This window comes from Vibrio aestuarianus, from assembly GCF_012395185.1.
GTDB lineage: Bacteria > Pseudomonadota > Gammaproteobacteria > Enterobacterales > Vibrionaceae > Vibrio > Vibrio aestuarianus.
This window is the reverse complement of the sequence record NZ_JAAZTU010000027.1, coordinates 49,152-64,977: the sequence shown is the minus strand read 5'-3', so window position 1 is coordinate 64,977 and position 15,826 is coordinate 49,152. Positions and strand designations below refer to the sequence as shown.

Annotated in this window: 15 protein-coding genes and 1 riboswitch; of the genes, 4 read left to right on the top strand and 11 right to left on the bottom strand. The window is 42.0% G+C overall.

What is annotated here, in order from left to right; all coding sequences use genetic code 11:
• Positions 1-501: 501 nt before the first annotated feature.
• The gene (locus tag HGG78_RS13455) at positions 502-954 is read left to right on the top strand and encodes an RNA recognition motif domain-containing protein (protein WP_053311450.1); all 453 of its coding nucleotides are present in this window, start codon (positions 502-504) and stop codon (positions 952-954) included.
• Here the strand turns inward: HGG78_RS13455 and murI are convergent.
• The 3 genes from murI to btuB are packed head-to-tail and all read right to left on the bottom strand — an operon-like array spanning position 917 to position 4,310.
• The gene (gene murI, locus HGG78_RS13450; RefSeq protein WP_172533202.1) at positions 917-1,720 is read right to left on the bottom strand and encodes a glutamate racemase; all 804 of its coding nucleotides are present in this window, start codon (positions 1,718-1,720) and stop codon (positions 917-919) included. The two genes, HGG78_RS13455 and murI, sit on opposite strands and share 38 nt — an antisense overlap.
• Positions 1,721-1,750: 30 nt before the next feature.
• The gene (locus HGG78_RS13445) at positions 1,751-2,440 is read right to left on the bottom strand and encodes a Dph6-related ATP pyrophosphatase (RefSeq protein WP_053311448.1); all 690 of its coding nucleotides are present in this window, start codon (positions 2,438-2,440) and stop codon (positions 1,751-1,753) included.
• Positions 2,441-2,486: 46 nt separating this feature from the next.
• On the bottom strand, positions 2,487-4,310 hold the full coding sequence (gene btuB, locus HGG78_RS13440) for a TonB-dependent vitamin B12 receptor (RefSeq protein ID WP_172533201.1): 1,824 nt from the start codon (positions 4,308-4,310) through the stop codon (positions 2,487-2,489).
• A gap of 48 nt (positions 4,311-4,358) precedes the next feature.
• A riboswitch (cobalamin riboswitch) is annotated at positions 4,359-4,558 on the bottom strand.
• 157 nt (positions 4,559-4,715) lie between these two features.
• Here btuB and trmA point away from each other — a divergent pair.
• The gene (gene trmA / locus HGG78_RS13435; protein WP_172533200.1) at positions 4,716-5,825 is read left to right on the top strand and encodes a tRNA (uridine(54)-C5)-methyltransferase TrmA; all 1,110 of its coding nucleotides are present in this window, start codon (positions 4,716-4,718) and stop codon (positions 5,823-5,825) included.
• An 84-nt stretch (positions 5,826-5,909) separates the two neighbouring features.
• Here the strand turns inward: trmA and HGG78_RS13430 are convergent, their stop codons facing one another.
• The 8 genes from HGG78_RS13430 to HGG78_RS13395 form a co-directional block, all read right to left on the bottom strand.
• Positions 5,910-6,374, bottom strand: a complete 465-nt coding sequence (locus HGG78_RS13430; RefSeq protein WP_254068217.1) for a hypothetical protein — start codon at positions 6,372-6,374, stop codon at positions 5,910-5,912.
• A gap of 41 nt (positions 6,375-6,415) precedes the next feature.
• The gene (locus HGG78_RS13425) at positions 6,416-6,637 is read right to left on the bottom strand and encodes a hypothetical protein (protein ID WP_172533199.1); all 222 of its coding nucleotides are present in this window, start codon (positions 6,635-6,637) and stop codon (positions 6,416-6,418) included.
• A 2-nt stretch (positions 6,638-6,639) separates the two neighbouring features.
• Positions 6,640-7,350, bottom strand: coding sequence for a DeoR family transcriptional regulator (locus tag HGG78_RS13420; protein ID WP_172533198.1), 711 nt, complete (start codon positions 7,348-7,350; stop codon positions 6,640-6,642).
• A gap of 93 nt (positions 7,351-7,443) precedes the next feature.
• Positions 7,444-8,268 carry a hypothetical protein gene (locus HGG78_RS13415; RefSeq protein ID WP_172533197.1) on the bottom strand — a complete coding sequence of 275 codons (825 nt, stop codon included), beginning with the start codon at positions 8,266-8,268 and terminating at the stop codon, positions 7,444-7,446.
• 49 nt (positions 8,269-8,317) lie between these two features.
• Complete coding sequence (locus tag HGG78_RS13410; RefSeq protein WP_216835591.1) at positions 8,318-9,463, bottom strand: zinc-binding dehydrogenase; 1,146 nt, start codon at positions 9,461-9,463, stop codon at positions 8,318-8,320.
• Positions 9,464-9,540: 77 nt separating this feature from the next.
• Positions 9,541-10,848, bottom strand: a complete 1,308-nt coding sequence (locus HGG78_RS13405) for an MFS transporter (RefSeq protein WP_172533196.1) — start codon at positions 10,846-10,848, stop codon at positions 9,541-9,543.
• A 154-nt stretch (positions 10,849-11,002) separates the two neighbouring features.
• Positions 11,003-12,631 carry a dihydroxyacetone kinase subunit DhaK gene (locus HGG78_RS13400; protein WP_172533195.1) on the bottom strand — a complete coding sequence of 543 codons (1,629 nt, stop codon included), beginning with the start codon at positions 12,629-12,631 and terminating at the stop codon, positions 11,003-11,005.
• A 56-nt stretch (positions 12,632-12,687) separates the two neighbouring features.
• Positions 12,688-13,770 carry a glycerol dehydrogenase gene (locus HGG78_RS13395; RefSeq protein ID WP_172533194.1) on the bottom strand — a complete coding sequence of 361 codons (1,083 nt, stop codon included), beginning with the start codon at positions 13,768-13,770 and terminating at the stop codon, positions 12,688-12,690.
• Between the two features lie 310 nt (positions 13,771-14,080).
• Between HGG78_RS13395 and HGG78_RS13390 the strand changes: the two genes are divergently transcribed.
• Positions 14,081-15,139 carry a dihydroxyacetone kinase subunit DhaK gene (locus tag HGG78_RS13390; protein ID WP_172533193.1) on the top strand — a complete coding sequence of 353 codons (1,059 nt, stop codon included), beginning with the start codon at positions 14,081-14,083 and terminating at the stop codon, positions 15,137-15,139.
• Positions 15,140-15,161: 22 nt separating this feature from the next.
• A complete protein-coding gene (dhaL, locus tag HGG78_RS13385) occupies positions 15,162-15,803 on the top strand; it encodes a dihydroxyacetone kinase subunit DhaL (protein ID WP_172533192.1) in 642 nt (213 codons plus the stop codon).
• Positions 15,804-15,826 lie beyond the last annotated feature (23 nt).

Below are 15,826 nucleotides of genomic sequence, written 5' to 3'. Positions count from 1 at the left end.
GAATTGACTGTGCCAAAATCAAGTAAACTTGATTCTGATTGGTCACTCAGTTCATTGATAAATCTTTTTCGATTATCATCAACGAGTGCCCACACAGATTGATAGGTTTATATTGTTAAAGAGCGTTTCCTACCGACCAGACTATTAAGTCCGTGTCGCTAGGGGTGCGAATAATACGCTTTAGTTTTTAAGAGTCAAGGGTTATTTTCAAACTTTCTATTCTCTATTTAAACTCTAACTCGTATGTGAGGTTCGTCTCACTCCGTGTCAGTGAGGCGGCATTATAGGGATGATTTAGAAGGTGACAAGTACTTTTTGAAATTTCTTTTTTGTTCGACCAAAAACCAACCAATGTCGCGTTTTATTGAATAAAACTTCAACATTTGAAGGCTATCACAGCAATTGGTTGGAAAAACGCCAAGCTTGTACGTAAGATTCATGTGTCTATTTTGTTAAGCTTAGACATCTATCTTCTTTTATTTTGATATGTAGTATTCCAATATGAACTCTAATAAATCGACTTTACTGATTGCATCTCTTGCAATAATAGGCGCTATCGTCTTTTCTCTGGTCGCGCTATCTCCCGCAATTACTTTCGTGCTTGGTGTTGTCTCTTCAGCTTTTGTTTTTAAATTTTGTGGCAACAGCACAGTAACCGATGAGGATCCAAAACTCTCAACGAAAACTTTGTATGTCGGAAATTTGCCATACAAAGCTAACGAGGCCCATGTCCGTGAACTTTTTGCTAAAGAAGGAGAAGTGTTTGCTGTGCGCTTGATGAAAGATAAACGCACTGGAAAAAGACGGGGCTTTGGCTTTGTAGTAATGGCATCTTCAGATGTTGATTCTGCAATTGCAGCCTTAAATGAAAAAGACTACATGCAACGTACCCTAAAAGTACGCGTGGCGAACGACCCTAAACATCCTGACGGCGAAATGTTTGAACAGGACTAAACCCTAAGTGAGCCAGTCGGCTATTAAGTGCGTTTTCTTCCCAAGGAAGCGCACTCGATAAAATTTTGTAGTGCTTTATCTGACATTGCGGCTCACTTTCTACCCCAAGCAACTCTTGAACACGCCGGGCTATCGCGTTTCCAGAATCCACCAGCAATACTTTATTCCCTAATACGCTTTGAATCTCTTCCCTTATCAGTGGGAAATGTGTGCAGCCAAGCACTGCAACGTCAATATGATTAACCAAAGGCTGCAGTATGGCTTTTAGCTCGACCAAATCTACCGCTTTACCTCGTAGTTTCTCTTCTGCCATGTCGACAAGCCGAGTAGAGCCCAATAGTTCGACATTTTTATCCGATGAAAAATCTCGAATTAGGTCATGAGTATATTGGCGTGTAATGGTAGCGGGGGTTGCGATAAGTCCTACGGCTTTATTTGCTAGCGATGACGCTGGCTTTATTGCCGGAACGACTCCAACAACAGGAATCGAAAGACAAGAACGTAATGTCGGCAAGACAATTGTACTTGCGGTGTTACAAGCAATCACGACTAAATCGATACTATCTTGCTCAACAACCTGAGTAACTAAAGTGAGAACACGCTCAATTAATACTTCTTGCTCTAACTCACCGTAAGGATACGCTTCGTTATCAAACAAATAGGTGTAATTTAACTGTGGCAATTGCGCTTGTATTTCTTGATAGACAGATAATCCACCGACACCGGAATCAAAGATAAGCACATTATGATGAGACTGTTGTGACACGCTGGCTACCTAGAAATGAAAACGTCTTGATCATACTCGCTCTTTATCAATTGGCAATATTCTTGCCTGGTATCTTTGATGACAGAAACGCTCCCCCTCTTCGAGGTGTGTGAGAGTTAATTGCAGCGAGCCATGGATAAAACATGGAGCTTCAGTGACTAAAGTGTGAAACTCACCATCTTCACCGCATGGATCGACACTCAGTGGCAATGATTGAAGAAACTCATCTCCATACCACTGACCACAAAATTTCGGTTCTAAAGCTTGTCCATCAGTCGTCACGATCATCGTTTTAATACCACAGCCTATCATTTCATCCGCCAACGCACGGCTATTCTCCCCCAACAATGGCAATACGCATTCCCAACCAGCAGGTTCAATATAGCTTTTACGATAATCAGCAATGCCATTACAAAAAATGTCGCCAAATGCAACGGCGTTGATCTCTAAGTCACTCGATTTCAGAGCGTTTATGATGGTTGATTGATAGACCTCATTACTCGGAAACACTTCGGGTAATTTTATTTTGATAACCGGTAAACCAACCAATTGAGCCTGTAAGTCAATCACATGCAGCGGCGTTGCTTGGAAGGGCACTTCGTTGTCCGTATACGTGGTATAAAGCCCAACTACGTTGTAATCCGTATCTGCTAATAAGCGCTCTAAAGTCAGCGTAGAATCTTTTCCACTCGACCAACTGATAATGACGTTCTTTTTCATGGTGAAACTCACTAATTGAAAAACCGCCCGAAGGCGGTTTGAGGCATTAAAATTGGTAAGCGACGTTCAGGTAATACGCTCGTTCTGGTGCAGGGTAACCATTGGCTGTTTCGTACTCTTTATCAAATAGATTATCAATTCGAGCACTTATCGTCGTTGACTGGTTGGCGTAATAACTTACAGCAGTATCAAATAGTGAATAAGCACCTAGCGTAATATCCGTATATGGGTAAGTGCTATAATCCACATCAGGTCGTTTACCAACATACAGATAGCTAATTGACCAATCTACTTCATCAAAACTGACTAAAGCATTCCATTTGTACATCTCTTTCGCACGGCGTTGTAATTGCTGACCAGTTGCCTCTTCGGCGTCTTTATAATCGGCACTAATTTGATGTTGGATAATACCAGTATCAAATTCAGCAGTTAGCTCCACGCCTTGGATATGAGTTTCACCGTTAACATTAACGTATTGATAAGTCGAAGGGTGGTAATCGATCAAGTTATCGATTTTATTATCGTAACCCGTTAAAGACCAATACACCCCTTTAACCAAACCACTAAAGGTGAGTTCAAATGAGTTAGATTCTTCAGAGGTTAAATCTTTAGAACCATAGTTTGGGTCATATTGTTGATAAAGGTTTGGGGCTTTAAATGATGTACCATAAGAAGCCTTTACTGCAAACTCTTCGACAAATTGATAGCCAGCTGCGAGGTTATAAGTCGATTGAGAACCAAATTCTTCGTTATCATCAAGGCGAGCACTGGCTTCAAGTAATGCCGATGAAATGCTAGCCGACACCATACCAAATATCGCGCTATTTGAACGACTAAAAGTTTGATCTGCTGTTTTATCTAGATAAGACTCGTCACGCCAGTCTACTCCACCAGCCAAAGTAATCACATCAGATAACTTATAGTGATTAATAAACTGCACATTACTTTGCTCAAGTTCATCTGAAGAACCAGAGTATTTATCTGCTGACTGTTCGTAATTCCACGACTTTTGTTTCTGAGTGTTGAACTGCATCTCTGCAATCCATTTTTCAGATTGATACTGGCCACCGAATGTAAATGAACGATCGTCTTTTTCTGACTCATAGTATTTATGGCTACCAAACGAATTATCATATTGGTAAATATTCTCATACGCTCTGGCACTACCAAACAGAGACCATTGCTGGCTTAGTTTATGCGTATAACCAACCAAGCCATTAGTGCTATCAAACCCGTGACGATCACCATCATTAATACCTTGTACTGGCTTAACGTTGTAACCTTTATCTTGCTCATTACCAAGTGCAAGGTTTAGCTGACCATTATCCGAAACAGCAATACCAGAGGCGATACTTAGCTCGCTGTAATCCAAACTCCCCAAACCTGCACTGAATCTTGTCCCTTCATTCGAAGAACGTGCAACGGTAATAATATTAATCACGCCACCAATGGCTTCAGATCCATAAAGGGATGCTCGAGCACCTTTTACGTATTCAATACGCTCAACATACGTTAAAGGGATTTGATTAAAGTCTACGGCACCTTTTGCGGCGCGAGAAAAGCGCACACCATCCACTAGCACCAAGACTTGATCAGAGCCTGTACCACGCACAAAAATTGAGGCATTCTGTCCACGGCCACCATTTTGAGTAATTTGAATCCCCGTCAATCGACGCAAAACATCAGGAATAGATTTAGCCTGTGTACGTTCGATATCTTGCCGTGAAACAATTTCTATATCAGCTAAAGTCGATTGGGTCGATTGTTCGAAACGGTTTGCCGTTACAACGAGAGTTTGATCAGAAGATTGAGCATAAGAAGCATGCGGAAGTAACGATGCTACTGCCATCGCCAAAAAAAAGTTGTTCATGTTGTATCCTAAGTCGCGTAAGTCCTACCGAATCCCCCATCTGGGTAATTAACAATTCGGTTGCTGGCAGGTATTCGGACTTAAGAGCTCGGCATCGCCACCTAGTCACTCGACTTCCCACATCGCTTATGCAGTGTCATTTGAGCTTTCGTTCTCTCTTACCGCTGCGCGTCAGTTCTGGTTTTGCACCAGATTCCCTTTTTCAGCCGTCTACACTTCCAGACAGCACCAGCTGAAGCGATACTATTGTTCTATCTATTATTTGTCTAGAGAAAGATTGGTATAAGCTATAGTTTTACAATTCCAATGCGTGGTTAATTCTGCACAAAACTGGACAAGCGCGAGGGATTGAATAAAATCTGCGCTCTTTATTTGAATGCACCCTACCCGAAGAAAGGTAATACCATGGCTACTCTTGATGTAAACCCACAGCACTACCAACAGCAATTGGCGGAAAAGACAGAGCGTCTCACCCAAATGTTTGCACACTATAATGTGCCAGAGTTGGAAGTGTTTGAATCACCAGAGCAGCACTATCGTATGCGAGCTGAGTTTCGTATTTGGCACGAAGGGGAAGACCTTTACTACGTCATGTTCAATCAAGAAACGCGTGAAAAATACCGTGTCGACCAATTTCCAGCCGCAAGCCGTTTAATCAATGACCTCATGCCACTATTAACGGATGCATTAAAAGGCAGCGATTCTCTTCGCCGTAAACTTTTCCAAGTCGATTTTCTCTCAACATTAAGCGGCGAAGTACTGGTATCGCTGCTTTACCATCGTCAATTAGATGAAGAATGGATTGAAAGCGCCAAAGCGTTAAAACAACGTTTGAATGATGAAGGCTTTAACCTCAACCTAATTGGTCGAGCACGCAAAATGAAAGTGGTGCTTGATCGCGATTACGTGATAGAAAAACTGAATGTGAATGGCGATAGCTATATCTACCAACAAGTCGAGAACAGCTTCACTCAACCCAACGGTAAAGTCGCGCAAAAAATGTTGGAATGGGCGGTAGATTGCACCCAAGACAGTAGCGGTGACTTACTTGAACTGTATTGCGGTAATGGTAACTTTTCATTAGCACTAGCACAAAATTTTGAGCGTGTACTCGCGACTGAACTAGCGAAACCTTCGGTTGATTCGGCACAGTACAATATTGCGGCAAACAAGATCGACAATGTACAAATTATCCGTATGTCAGCGGAAGACTTTACCGAAGCAATGGAAGGAAAGCGTGAATTTCGCCGTCTAAAACAAGCCAATATCGATCTACAAAGCTACAACTGCAACACCATTTTTGTTGATCCTCCACGCTCAGGAATGGATATCGATACGTGTAAAATGGTGCAAGGTTATGAGCGTATTTTATATATATCTTGCAATCCAGAAACTCTAAAAGATAACTTAGACATTCTAGGCGAAACACATAAAGTGACCCGTTTTGCCCTATTTGACCAATTCCCTTACACCCACCATATGGAAGCGGGTGTGCTTCTAGAGCGTATTAAATAAGGATCTGAAAGGTTTTTAGCTGTAGCAAAAAACGCTTTGGGTACGGCTTGGGGTACGGGGACGATAAAGTCTAACTCCAAGCCATCACAAGAAAACGTATTTTACACATACCAAGTTCGATGACAGATTGGCGCACGTTTTAACAAGCAGAGTGATGAATGAGGCACAATCGCCTAGATAGTTAGGGTAAGCTTCCGAAAGTTGGCCCATATTTTCTGTGGATATGAGAAGGGTATTGAGTCTCGAGGTTGATCTTGAGTAACTACGAGTGACTTTCTCAGCTGCGTTGTAAACTGAAATTGCTTGGCTGTAACTTTCAAACTCCTCACTAAAGATCAATTCTCGTGAAGTTTCGTTAATAACTAGCAATACGTGCTCAATGGAACTATCACAGCAAGAATTCACCTTTTCAGATAAAATTTTAAAACCACTCAACCGATTCAGCGAATTGATTTCACGGTTCAAGACGACCAAGCGCTTTGAAAAATTGGCTTTATCGATATCACTTAGCTCTATAGCCCCTTCAGCATCAGCAATGTACTGGCTCATGATCGAAAGCAATTATACCATTAGCTATAGTTTATATAACATCAATTCATTTGATCCTTCAGATTTTTTATATAGTCAGATAATTTTAACGCTGCATAACCAACTAAGGAAAACAGAGATACATAGCATACTGTGATTCCATCAAATTCAAAAAGTCTTATTTTATTAATAGTGAGAGCTAAAAACATTCCACAGAAAACTGTAAAAATCCAGTAATTAGCTCTTGCATGTTCTAATTGATATTGTAATTTTTCGTATTCCATCTTCATTTAATAATCTCAGTTAGGTGTCCTATCTTTTCCACCGAATATACTTTGTAAATATATTGTGCTAATGATTGATGACTTTTAGGATTGTAAATAACATAGTTATATTTAGCATTTTCCAATGCAATTCGATGCCGAGTAGCTTGAGATAAACAGTTACTAAGTATGTAACCATCGCTATCAATATAATCAACTTCAACAACCGCTATATCTACAGTTTCAAAAAAAGAAAAGTTAATTAAATTAGCATGGTAACAATCACTACCCAATTGACCAACACAACCACCCAACGTTGACATTTTTATATTTTCCTTACCTGAGATTAAATGATAGATATAAATATCATTAGTTAATATCTTCAAATTAAAATCTGGTAATAATCCAACAAAAGTTTCACCTATATAAGGGCTATCTATGTATACATTGCTATCTTTAAAGACCAAAGACGAGATCTCCTTTCCTATTTTAATTTTATTTTTATAACTCTCATTACATTTAATCATCAAAGAATTAGCACATTTCGCACCACCGTGAAATCGTCTTAAATCTAGTTGTTTTGACAACGAATTCAAATCTCGACGAATAGTATGTCGACTTACATTAAAGTATTCAGATAGTTTGTTCGTATTAACAAATCCTAACTCATCAATTATGGATAATATTTTTTCTCTTCGAGATTTTATCTTCGACTTTCTACATAAATCATCCATATAGAATACCAACTTTCAATAACAAAAAAGATAAAAATAAAGGGGAATAATATCCCCTCAAGAAAAATTTAACTTTACATCTAATCGATATTACTAATTAAAAACTACGTAATCGAATGTGAAGAATGGTAAGGCAATCATAAACAACCCCCATGCAACCAAAATTACGTGCAGGACATCATTCTCAGAGAACCAGATTTTCTTCTGTTTCCACAGTACCTCACCAATACCTGCCTTCCAGTACTTATCGTAGAAGTAGTATGAAGCGTAAATTAGCGCCCAAGAGATCAAGCAAAGCAAATCATACGTAGCACCGGTTTTGACAAAGGTGACTGCGTTAATACCAATAAAAGCGATAAAGGCTGGCAGACACGCCGCACACATAAACTCAAAGGTGATCACCGACTTAGTCGCAGTAACTCCACCCCAAAGCGTGAGGATGGTGTAACCCACAGTCAAGATCGCGGCGTACCAAATGAAGATATCAAACCAAATTGACTCTTGTGGTATCGAGGAGTACGCAATGGCAACCGTCATCGCATTCATACTCACTTGTTGAAAGATTAAGTAAATCACCTCCCACCATGTGGTCCATGAACACTCTTCACGGTATTTGGCTTTGAGCTCGTAGCCGAACGCTTGGTAACTGGTACCAGCAATAATCGCGCCGACACCCCAAAGGATCATCGAAATACCCCACCAGAAGCGAGACATCTGGCCATCTTGCATTACTAGGAACTGAACACCGACCAATGTAACGATAACACCCAGTAGATATACCCAGAACGTAGATGATGGTTGGCTAATATCGACTTCTTTGCCTAGGATATTGTAGCGGACAAGTGGTTGTTCAATACCCCAATTTTCTTTAGTCAACGTAGGGTGCTTAATGTCATGAACTTTTTCGAAAATTGACATTGTGATTTCCTCTAAAAGTCGGGGTTAAGCTAACCCCGACTCGGCTAAATTAATATTCGTGGTTTGGAATAAGAACAAGCTTACCAACATGCTTGCGGCTCACGAGTTCTTGTTGCGCTTCAACGATGTCTGAAAGAGAGAAGGTTTTTGAAAGAGCAGGTTTAATTTCACCTTTTTCAATTGCTTCAATGACGCTTGGGAATACTGGCTCATCCCAACCTGTACAACCAACAAGAGTTAAGTCGCGTAGGTACATTGTACGGAAATCCAATTCAACGATTGGCCCTGCGATAGCACCAGAAGTCGCGTAACGACCACCACGCTTAAGCAGTTTTAGGTTGTTTACGAAATTATCACCAGCTACATTATCAATAATGATGTCCACCGACATTTCACCCAGAACGTCTAATGCATTTTTACCAAAATCGATAACTTCATCCGCACCGTATGAACGTACACGTTCAATTTTGTCTTCACCTTCTGCTGCAGCGATAACATAAGCGCCACGACGTTTTGCAAGCTGCACAACCGCCGAGCCAACGCCACCTGATGCACCCGCAACGTACACTCGGTCACCCGCTTTAACACCAGAGCGCTGCACCATGTTTTCAGAAGTGCCGTAAGCACATGGAATTGTGCCAAGCTCTGCATCACTCCAGTCACACTCTACTGGGAATACTTCGCTTGCAGAAATCTTCACATATTGAGCGAAGGCACCGTCAAAGTCAGACGCCATCCAGATGTTTTCACGCGAATCAAAACCTTCATGACGAATGCATGCACGAACTAGAACACGCTTACCTACTAGGTGTTTGTCTGCTTCTTCGAACGCTTCTACCACTACACCACAGCAGTCTGTACCTTGAATGAATGGGAATGGTGTTGCTTCACTCCAACCGCCGTCGCCTTCTTTTGCAGCAGCGCCCTTCTCATTGTCGTCTTCAGACATATCGTTGGTGCTTGTGGTTACTTTTGATGAATACCAACCTAGGCGAGTATTGATTTCAGTGTTGTTCACACCAGCAGCAAGTACTTTAATTAGCACTTCACCTTCGCTAATAACTGGCATTGGTACATCTTTGTACTCAAGCATTTCATAGCCACCATTACCCATAGTAACTACGGCTTTCATTGTTTTTTGACCATCTTTAATATCAAAACGGCTCTTATCATTATTAATATTCATTTTAAACATAACATTTCTCGCTTTATTTCCTCATGAATTTAATCATGACTAATTAAAATTTAATTTCTGTGGTGAAGACTTAACACTTAACCATCTGATAATTGTGACAACTCTTTACCTTCAGCTTTTAAATCATCTTTGCTGGCTTTTTTTTGCTCGCGCTTATAAATCATTGTCATCGCAATACCGAATAATCCGACCATCATACTAACAATAAAGTAAGCGTGGTATCCACCTTCGTTGCCGTACATATCCCATAAAATAGTGTTCATTTCTGGAATAATAATATCTGGAATATAGCCAACAACTGAAATAACACCAATTGCTGTACCCATAATTGCAGCGTCAATCTTTGACTGACCGAGTAGTGACCAGTAAGTACCACGAATAATATAAGAGAATAAACCCGTAACCATGACAAGAGCAGTAATTAAATAAGTCGATGTTGAGCCAGGTATAATTATTAACGCCCCCAAACAAACAACACCACCTAAAATACCTGCCGCAATGGTATTCGCTTGACCAAGCTTATCGGCAAGAAAACCACCTAGCACACCACCAATTGGACGCATCCAAAGTAGGCCCACCATCATTGAACCAACAGTTACAGCATCAAAGCCCAGCCCTGTTTGCAGGTAGCCACCAATGTAGTAGCTTGTCCAAAAGATGGTATAACCAGTGAAAATAATCATACCATGCAGGTAAACAAATTTATTTTTAAATACTTTACTAATGTCTGAAAGTTTTATTTTACTCTCTTCACTAGAGCTCGCAGCAGCAGCCGCTTGTTTATCCTCTTTAACAAAGATAATAATTAGCACAGCAACGATAACTAATGCGATAGAGTACATGTATACAACAGATTCGAGTGCCAGCTTCTTATCTGTAAAGTCGATACTTCCACCAAGTACAGATGTGAAGATCATTAGCGCAATACTCGCCAATGCGGCTTCAACTAATCCTCGACCACCGTCAAGAATACCGAAGAAGCGCCCTTCTTCACCTTCTTTTGCCAGCATTTTGGTAATTTTCAAATGCGCTCCCCAGAAAGTGAACACAGAAGAGAATCCCCAAATAGCAAAGATCATTAGTACGCTTGTGTAGCTAGGTACTTGAGCGAACCAAAAACCGCCAGCCGCTGTACCTAACAATGAAACTGCTAATAATTTTTTGGCAGAGAACTTGTCACACAAAACACCACTTGGAAAATATCCAATCAGGAATACAAAACCCAAAATAGTGTAAATCGTGTTCATTTGCCCCATGGACATATTAAACACTTCCAAGATAGTTTCTTGGTACTGTGCTTTTAAATATACTAAAGGAAATATGGCACCACCAGCTAGAATAACCAGTGCGAACTGAAAATACCTTGCTAAGTTTTCTTTATTCATATTATTGACCTTAAATCTAAAACTGGCTCACCAGAAATAAAGATTTAATTTATTTCACGTAGAGTCATCCTTAAGGTGCAATTAATATTAACTGCACCTTAATTTTTGATACAAACCCTATTTTTATATTATTGGGGTATGTAGGGAGAAAAGCTTAGTTAGAGAACTGGCTAAATACCGATTCAACTGCGTAAGCACCTGGATCTTTAGTACCCGACAGGCTGTCGCTATTTAGGTAAGAAGAGCGGCCAGCTTTCGCATTGTTCATAGTTACGGTTGCTTCTGCGCCGGCTTTCGCAGCATCAATCGCTGCGTTGAAGCCTTGGCTAACCCACGCCTCAAATGCAGGGTGCAGTGCGTCAATCATGGTACGGTCACCAGGTTTAGCACCACCATAAGCCATCATTTGAGCCAGACCTTCTTGCATGGCTTTCGCTAAAGAGCCGTTTTGTTCAAAGTCACGACCAGCTGCTGTAAACATGATTGATAGTAAAACGCCTGAAGACCCCCCCATCACGGACGTTAGACAATCTGCAATCGTCGTGAGCAGCTTGGCATTGTCTTGCATTGGTAGTTGGTTTGCTTCCAGTTGAGCAAGCACTTTACGAGCACCCGCAGCAAAGGTAGAGCCTGTGTCGCCATCGCCAACAATTGAATCTAGGTGGTTTAGTTCTGCTTCGATAGTGATTACCGACTGACAGACCTTACGCAATACTTGCGCCACTTCTTCATCGTAAGACGGTTCAAATACCTTCTTTGCGATCAAGTTTTCACACTTAGTGATAGGCACTTCACGACGCGCAACCATACCTGGCCATGCATCCGCATCAACATCAGACGTCAATGCTTCAACAACCGCATCATCAAGCTGGATAGCAGAGATAGAGAAACCTTTCATATCGATAGCTGTGACTAACGAGCCAGTAACGATTAGCTTAGTGTTTTGACCCAGTTCAGATTCCATAACCTCTTTCACGATGATGTTCATCTCAATTGGAGAAAGACCACCAAGGTTATTTAGAAGAATCGCGTTTTCTTTGATTGCTTTTGCTTCAACAATTTTGCTGACCATCGTTGCAACAAGTTCTTTTGCTTTAGGCAGATCAATCGTTTCAATGCCAGGTTCACCGTGGATGCCAAGACCAAGTTCTGCTTTACCTAGCGCGATACGATCATTGCTTTCACCTGGTAGTGAACAGCTTGTTAGCGCCACACCAATAGAGGCCGTTTTTTCACATGCATCGACAGCGGCTTGCTTCACTTCTTCTAGAGAACCACCGTTCTCAGCTACGTGACCCGCCACTTTCTGTACAAACAGAGTACCCGCTATACCACGTGGCTGTGGGTTACCCGGAATCGAGATGTCATCACCAACAACGATAAGATCAACCTTGCGACCCATCTCTTTTGCTTTCTCAACCGCAAGACCAAAGTTTAGACGGTCACCTGTGTAGTTTTTAATGATAACCAGACAGCCTGCATCACCCGTTACGTGAAGAATCGCGTTAAGCACTGCATCAACACTTGGTGCCGCAAATAGGTCTCCACATACCGCAGCAGTTAGCATGCCCTTACCAACGAAGCCAGCATGCGCAGGCTCGTGACCAGAACCACCACCACAGATTAGAGCAACTTTGTCTTTGTTCCAGTCGCTGCGCGCTACGACTTTAATATCGTTGTCAAAATCAAGCAGTGTTAGGTTGTCTTTTTTTGCTGCGTATAGCGTTCCATGAATTGAATCTAGAACAAATGAGTCTTTGGTATTTAAAATTAGATCAGACATCTTAAACCTTTAATAATTGGGGGTGTCTTATAAATTCGTTCGCATTAATCGTGAGATTACTGGCCTAGTTGATGCGCAGTAAGAAGCGCTGCGTAAACCGCATCCGCCGTTACTGGGAATGGCATGTTGTGGATAGTTTCGCCTTCCGCCGTTGCACCTGCTGCGACTTCACGTAGTTTGTCGTGGTTCAACTCTTTTACACCCATCTGGAATAGGTTAGTTGGTAAACCGACAGAGCGGCAGAATTCAAGAACGGCTTTGATTTCTTCCATTGGTGCGTTTTCAAGCACAAGTTGGGTCAATGTACCGAAGGCAACTTTCTCACCATGATATAGGTGGTGACATTCTTCTAGCTTGGTTAGGCCGTTGTGAATTGCGTGCGCTGCAGCCAAGCCGCTACTTTCAAAGCCAATGCCACTTAGGTAAGTGTTCGCTTCAATGATATTTTCTAGAGCGGGGGTACTCACACCATTTTCAGCAGCCACTTTGGCTTTTAGACCATCAGTCAATAGTGTTTCGTAGCACAGTTTAGCCAGTGCCTGAGCTGAACGTGTTGGTGCACCACCCGCCATTGTTGCTTTACCCGAAGTCATGTTTGCACGAGCTTCAAAGTAAGTAGATAGTGCGTCACCCATACCCGCAACCAGCAAGCGTACTGGCGCTTTTGCGATGATTGCTGTATCCATAACAACCATATTGGGGTTTTGCGGGAATAGTAAGTACTCGCTAAATTCACCTTCAGGTGTGTAAATCACCGCTAGCGCACTGGTTGGTGCGTCAGTAGAGGCAATCGTAGGTACAACCACGACAGGAACTTTAGCGTAGAAAGCGACAGCTTTCGCTGTGTCTAGCGTTTTGCCACCACCAATACCGATAATCACATCATTTTTTTGAGTTGAGGCGATATCGATAATGCGATCGATTTCTTGGCGTGAACACTCACCATTGAAAAGCTCCATTGAATGAGCCATCTCTTGATCAGCGAAGCTTTGTTTTACTTTTTCGCCAACTAAGCCCGTTACAAATCCATCGGCAATGGCAAGTGGGTTTTCACCTAGAGCTTTAACATAACCTGCAATAGAGCGAAGAACATTTTCACCTTGCACATATTTGCTTGGGCTGATGATGATTTTATCCATAATGGGGAACCTTTTGTGTGTTGTTTCAACGTTGTGGTCACATTAAGAAAAATCCCCTCAGAGAAAAAGAAAGCCCTATCAACTTCGACGTGATTATTTGATTGTCTCGTCAAATCATCTATCACATGGATTTAATTCTGAGCTCAAACTAGATTTTCATCACATTTAGCAGAAACATCGTAATGCTAGGTTCCAAAACGAAACAAAAACCCAGGAGGAATACGTTTCAATATGGAACGGTTTGTTTTTTTTGATAGTTGATCGGGTCTGATTTAAGATGGCCTAAAGTTCAACTTAATACAGAATAAAAATGAAAGGACTTATCAACTGCGCTAATGATGTGGCGTTAGAGCAAATAGAGGGATTGGTCGCGTCACGCCCAGAGCTAAAGCTTAATCAACAGCCTCGCTACGTATGGCACGAACTGTCACCAAACCAAGTCGCTCTGATTTCAGGGGGCGCATCAGGCCATGAGCCAATGCATACCGGCTTTGTAGGTAAAGGTATGTTGACCGGCGCGTGCCCAGGCGAAATATTTACCCGCGTCACGCCCGACCAAATTTATGAATGTGCTAGTAAGGTTAAAACGGATCAGGGTGTTCTATTCTTTGTGCAGAACTACGTTGGCGACATTATTAATTTTAAGTTGGCCTCCGAACTATTGCATGCCGACGGAGTAAACGTTGGCTATGTATTGATTGATGATGACGTAGCCGTTACTGACAGTTTGTATACGCAAGGCCGCCGCGGTGGGGCTGGAACTGTCTTATTAGAGAAAATCGTTGGTGCAGCGGCACAACAAGGCTATTCATTAACAGAATGTGAAGCGTTAGCTAAACGAGTCGTTAACCGTTGCCGAAGCATTGCCGTGGCCTTACAACCATGTACCGTCCCTGCGTCTGGTTTGCCGATTTTTACGCTCAATCCAGATGATGTTGAGTTCGGCGTTGGGATTCACGGGGAGCCTGGATTGGCGCAAATCAAATATACGAGTGCCGACGATTTAGTAGACAAGATGTTCATGGCGTTGAAAGAAAACATCAGCTATGAACGCATGTTGAGTCAATGGAATCGCAAAGAAGGGAGCTGGGATGAGGTAATAACTCGCATTGACGATTTCGAACCAAACCAAGACTATATTGCCATTGTCAATGGGTTAGGTAGCACACCTGTATCCCAGCTGTATATCGCTTACAAACGACTACTAAATAATTGCGAAAACGAATCGTATCGTCTGTCTCGCAATATGGTTGGCAATTATTGTACTGCTATTGACATGCAAGGTTTCTCACTCACCTTACTTAAAGCCGATGCAGAAATCATCGAACTTTTTGACTCCCCCGTCGATACCGCCGAACTGCGTTGGTAAACTTTTAAGCCTAGAGCTCATTATGCAGATAGAAAAACAGCACATTATTCACTGGATAGAACTTTGCGCGCAAACCTACCAGGAAAACAAGGTATATCTCGATGAACTGGACTCTGACCTTGGTGACGGGGACCATGGATTCAATATGTCTCGCGGTTTTTCTTCTGCTGCGAACCATTCAGCTCAACTCCAAAAACAAAGCATTTCAACCATTTTAAAAAATACCGGACTTACCCTGCGTGTATACGCAGGTGGGGCTAGTGGCATATTTTATTCGACGTTTTTCTTTTGTGCATCAAACGCCGTTGGCAGTCGTACCCACCTTACACTCTCTCAGTTGCTTGACGCTTTGCGACAAGGTTGTGAGGGCGTGATCAGTCGCGGCAGAGCACTACGGGGCGACAAAACTATGTGCGACGTATGGCTACCCACCTTGGAAACTGGCAAAACTCATCTTGAGAGTGGGCTTGCCGACAATGAAGTTTTAGAAATGATGCAAAAAATAGCCGAAGAATCTGTGGTTAGCACCGTCGATATGCAAGCGAAAAAAGGACGAGCGCGCCAACTCGGCAAAGAGAGTATCGGTTATCAAGACCCTGGGGCCACGTCCTCTCTACTCATGCTCAAAGCATTGGTGAACACATTAAAAACCGATCTTGATTAATTCGAATGGATCGCCAATCTCAC

Excerpts from the sequence above, each read along its gene's own strand:
- HGG78_RS13430 (WP_254068217.1), bottom strand. The coding sequence starts at position 6,374 with ATGAGCCAGTACATTGCTGATGCTGAAGGGGCTATAGAGCTAAGTGAT.
- HGG78_RS13410 (WP_216835591.1), bottom strand. The coding sequence starts at position 9,463 with ATGTTTAAAATGAATATTAATAATGATAAGAGCCGTTTTGATATTAAA.
- HGG78_RS13400 (WP_172533195.1), bottom strand. The coding sequence starts at position 12,631 with ATGTCTGATCTAATTTTAAATACCAAAGACTCATTTGTTCTAGATTCA.
- HGG78_RS13420 (WP_172533198.1), bottom strand. The coding sequence starts at position 7,350 with ATGGATGATTTATGTAGAAAGTCGAAGATAAAATCTCGAAGAGAAAAA.
- HGG78_RS13455 (WP_053311450.1), top strand. The coding sequence starts at position 502 with ATGAACTCTAATAAATCGACTTTACTGATTGCATCTCTTGCAATAATA.
- HGG78_RS13445 (WP_053311448.1), bottom strand. The coding sequence starts at position 2,440 with ATGAAAAAGAACGTCATTATCAGTTGGTCGAGTGGAAAAGATTCTACG.
- HGG78_RS13390 (WP_172533193.1), top strand. The coding sequence starts at position 14,081 with ATGAAAGGACTTATCAACTGCGCTAATGATGTGGCGTTAGAGCAAATA.
- HGG78_RS13425 (WP_172533199.1), bottom strand. The coding sequence starts at position 6,637 with ATGGAATACGAAAAATTACAATATCAATTAGAACATGCAAGAGCTAAT.
- btuB (WP_172533201.1), bottom strand. The coding sequence starts at position 4,310 with ATGAACAACTTTTTTTTGGCGATGGCAGTAGCATCGTTACTTCCGCAT.
- HGG78_RS13405 (WP_172533196.1), bottom strand. The coding sequence starts at position 10,848 with ATGAATAAAGAAAACTTAGCAAGGTATTTTCAGTTCGCACTGGTTATT.
- HGG78_RS13415 (WP_172533197.1), bottom strand. The coding sequence starts at position 8,268 with ATGTCAATTTTCGAAAAAGTTCATGACATTAAGCACCCTACGTTGACT.
- dhaL (WP_172533192.1), top strand. The coding sequence starts at position 15,162 with ATGCAGATAGAAAAACAGCACATTATTCACTGGATAGAACTTTGCGCG.
- trmA (WP_172533200.1), top strand. The coding sequence starts at position 4,716 with ATGGCTACTCTTGATGTAAACCCACAGCACTACCAACAGCAATTGGCG.
- HGG78_RS13395 (WP_172533194.1), bottom strand. The coding sequence starts at position 13,770 with ATGGATAAAATCATCATCAGCCCAAGCAAATATGTGCAAGGTGAAAAT.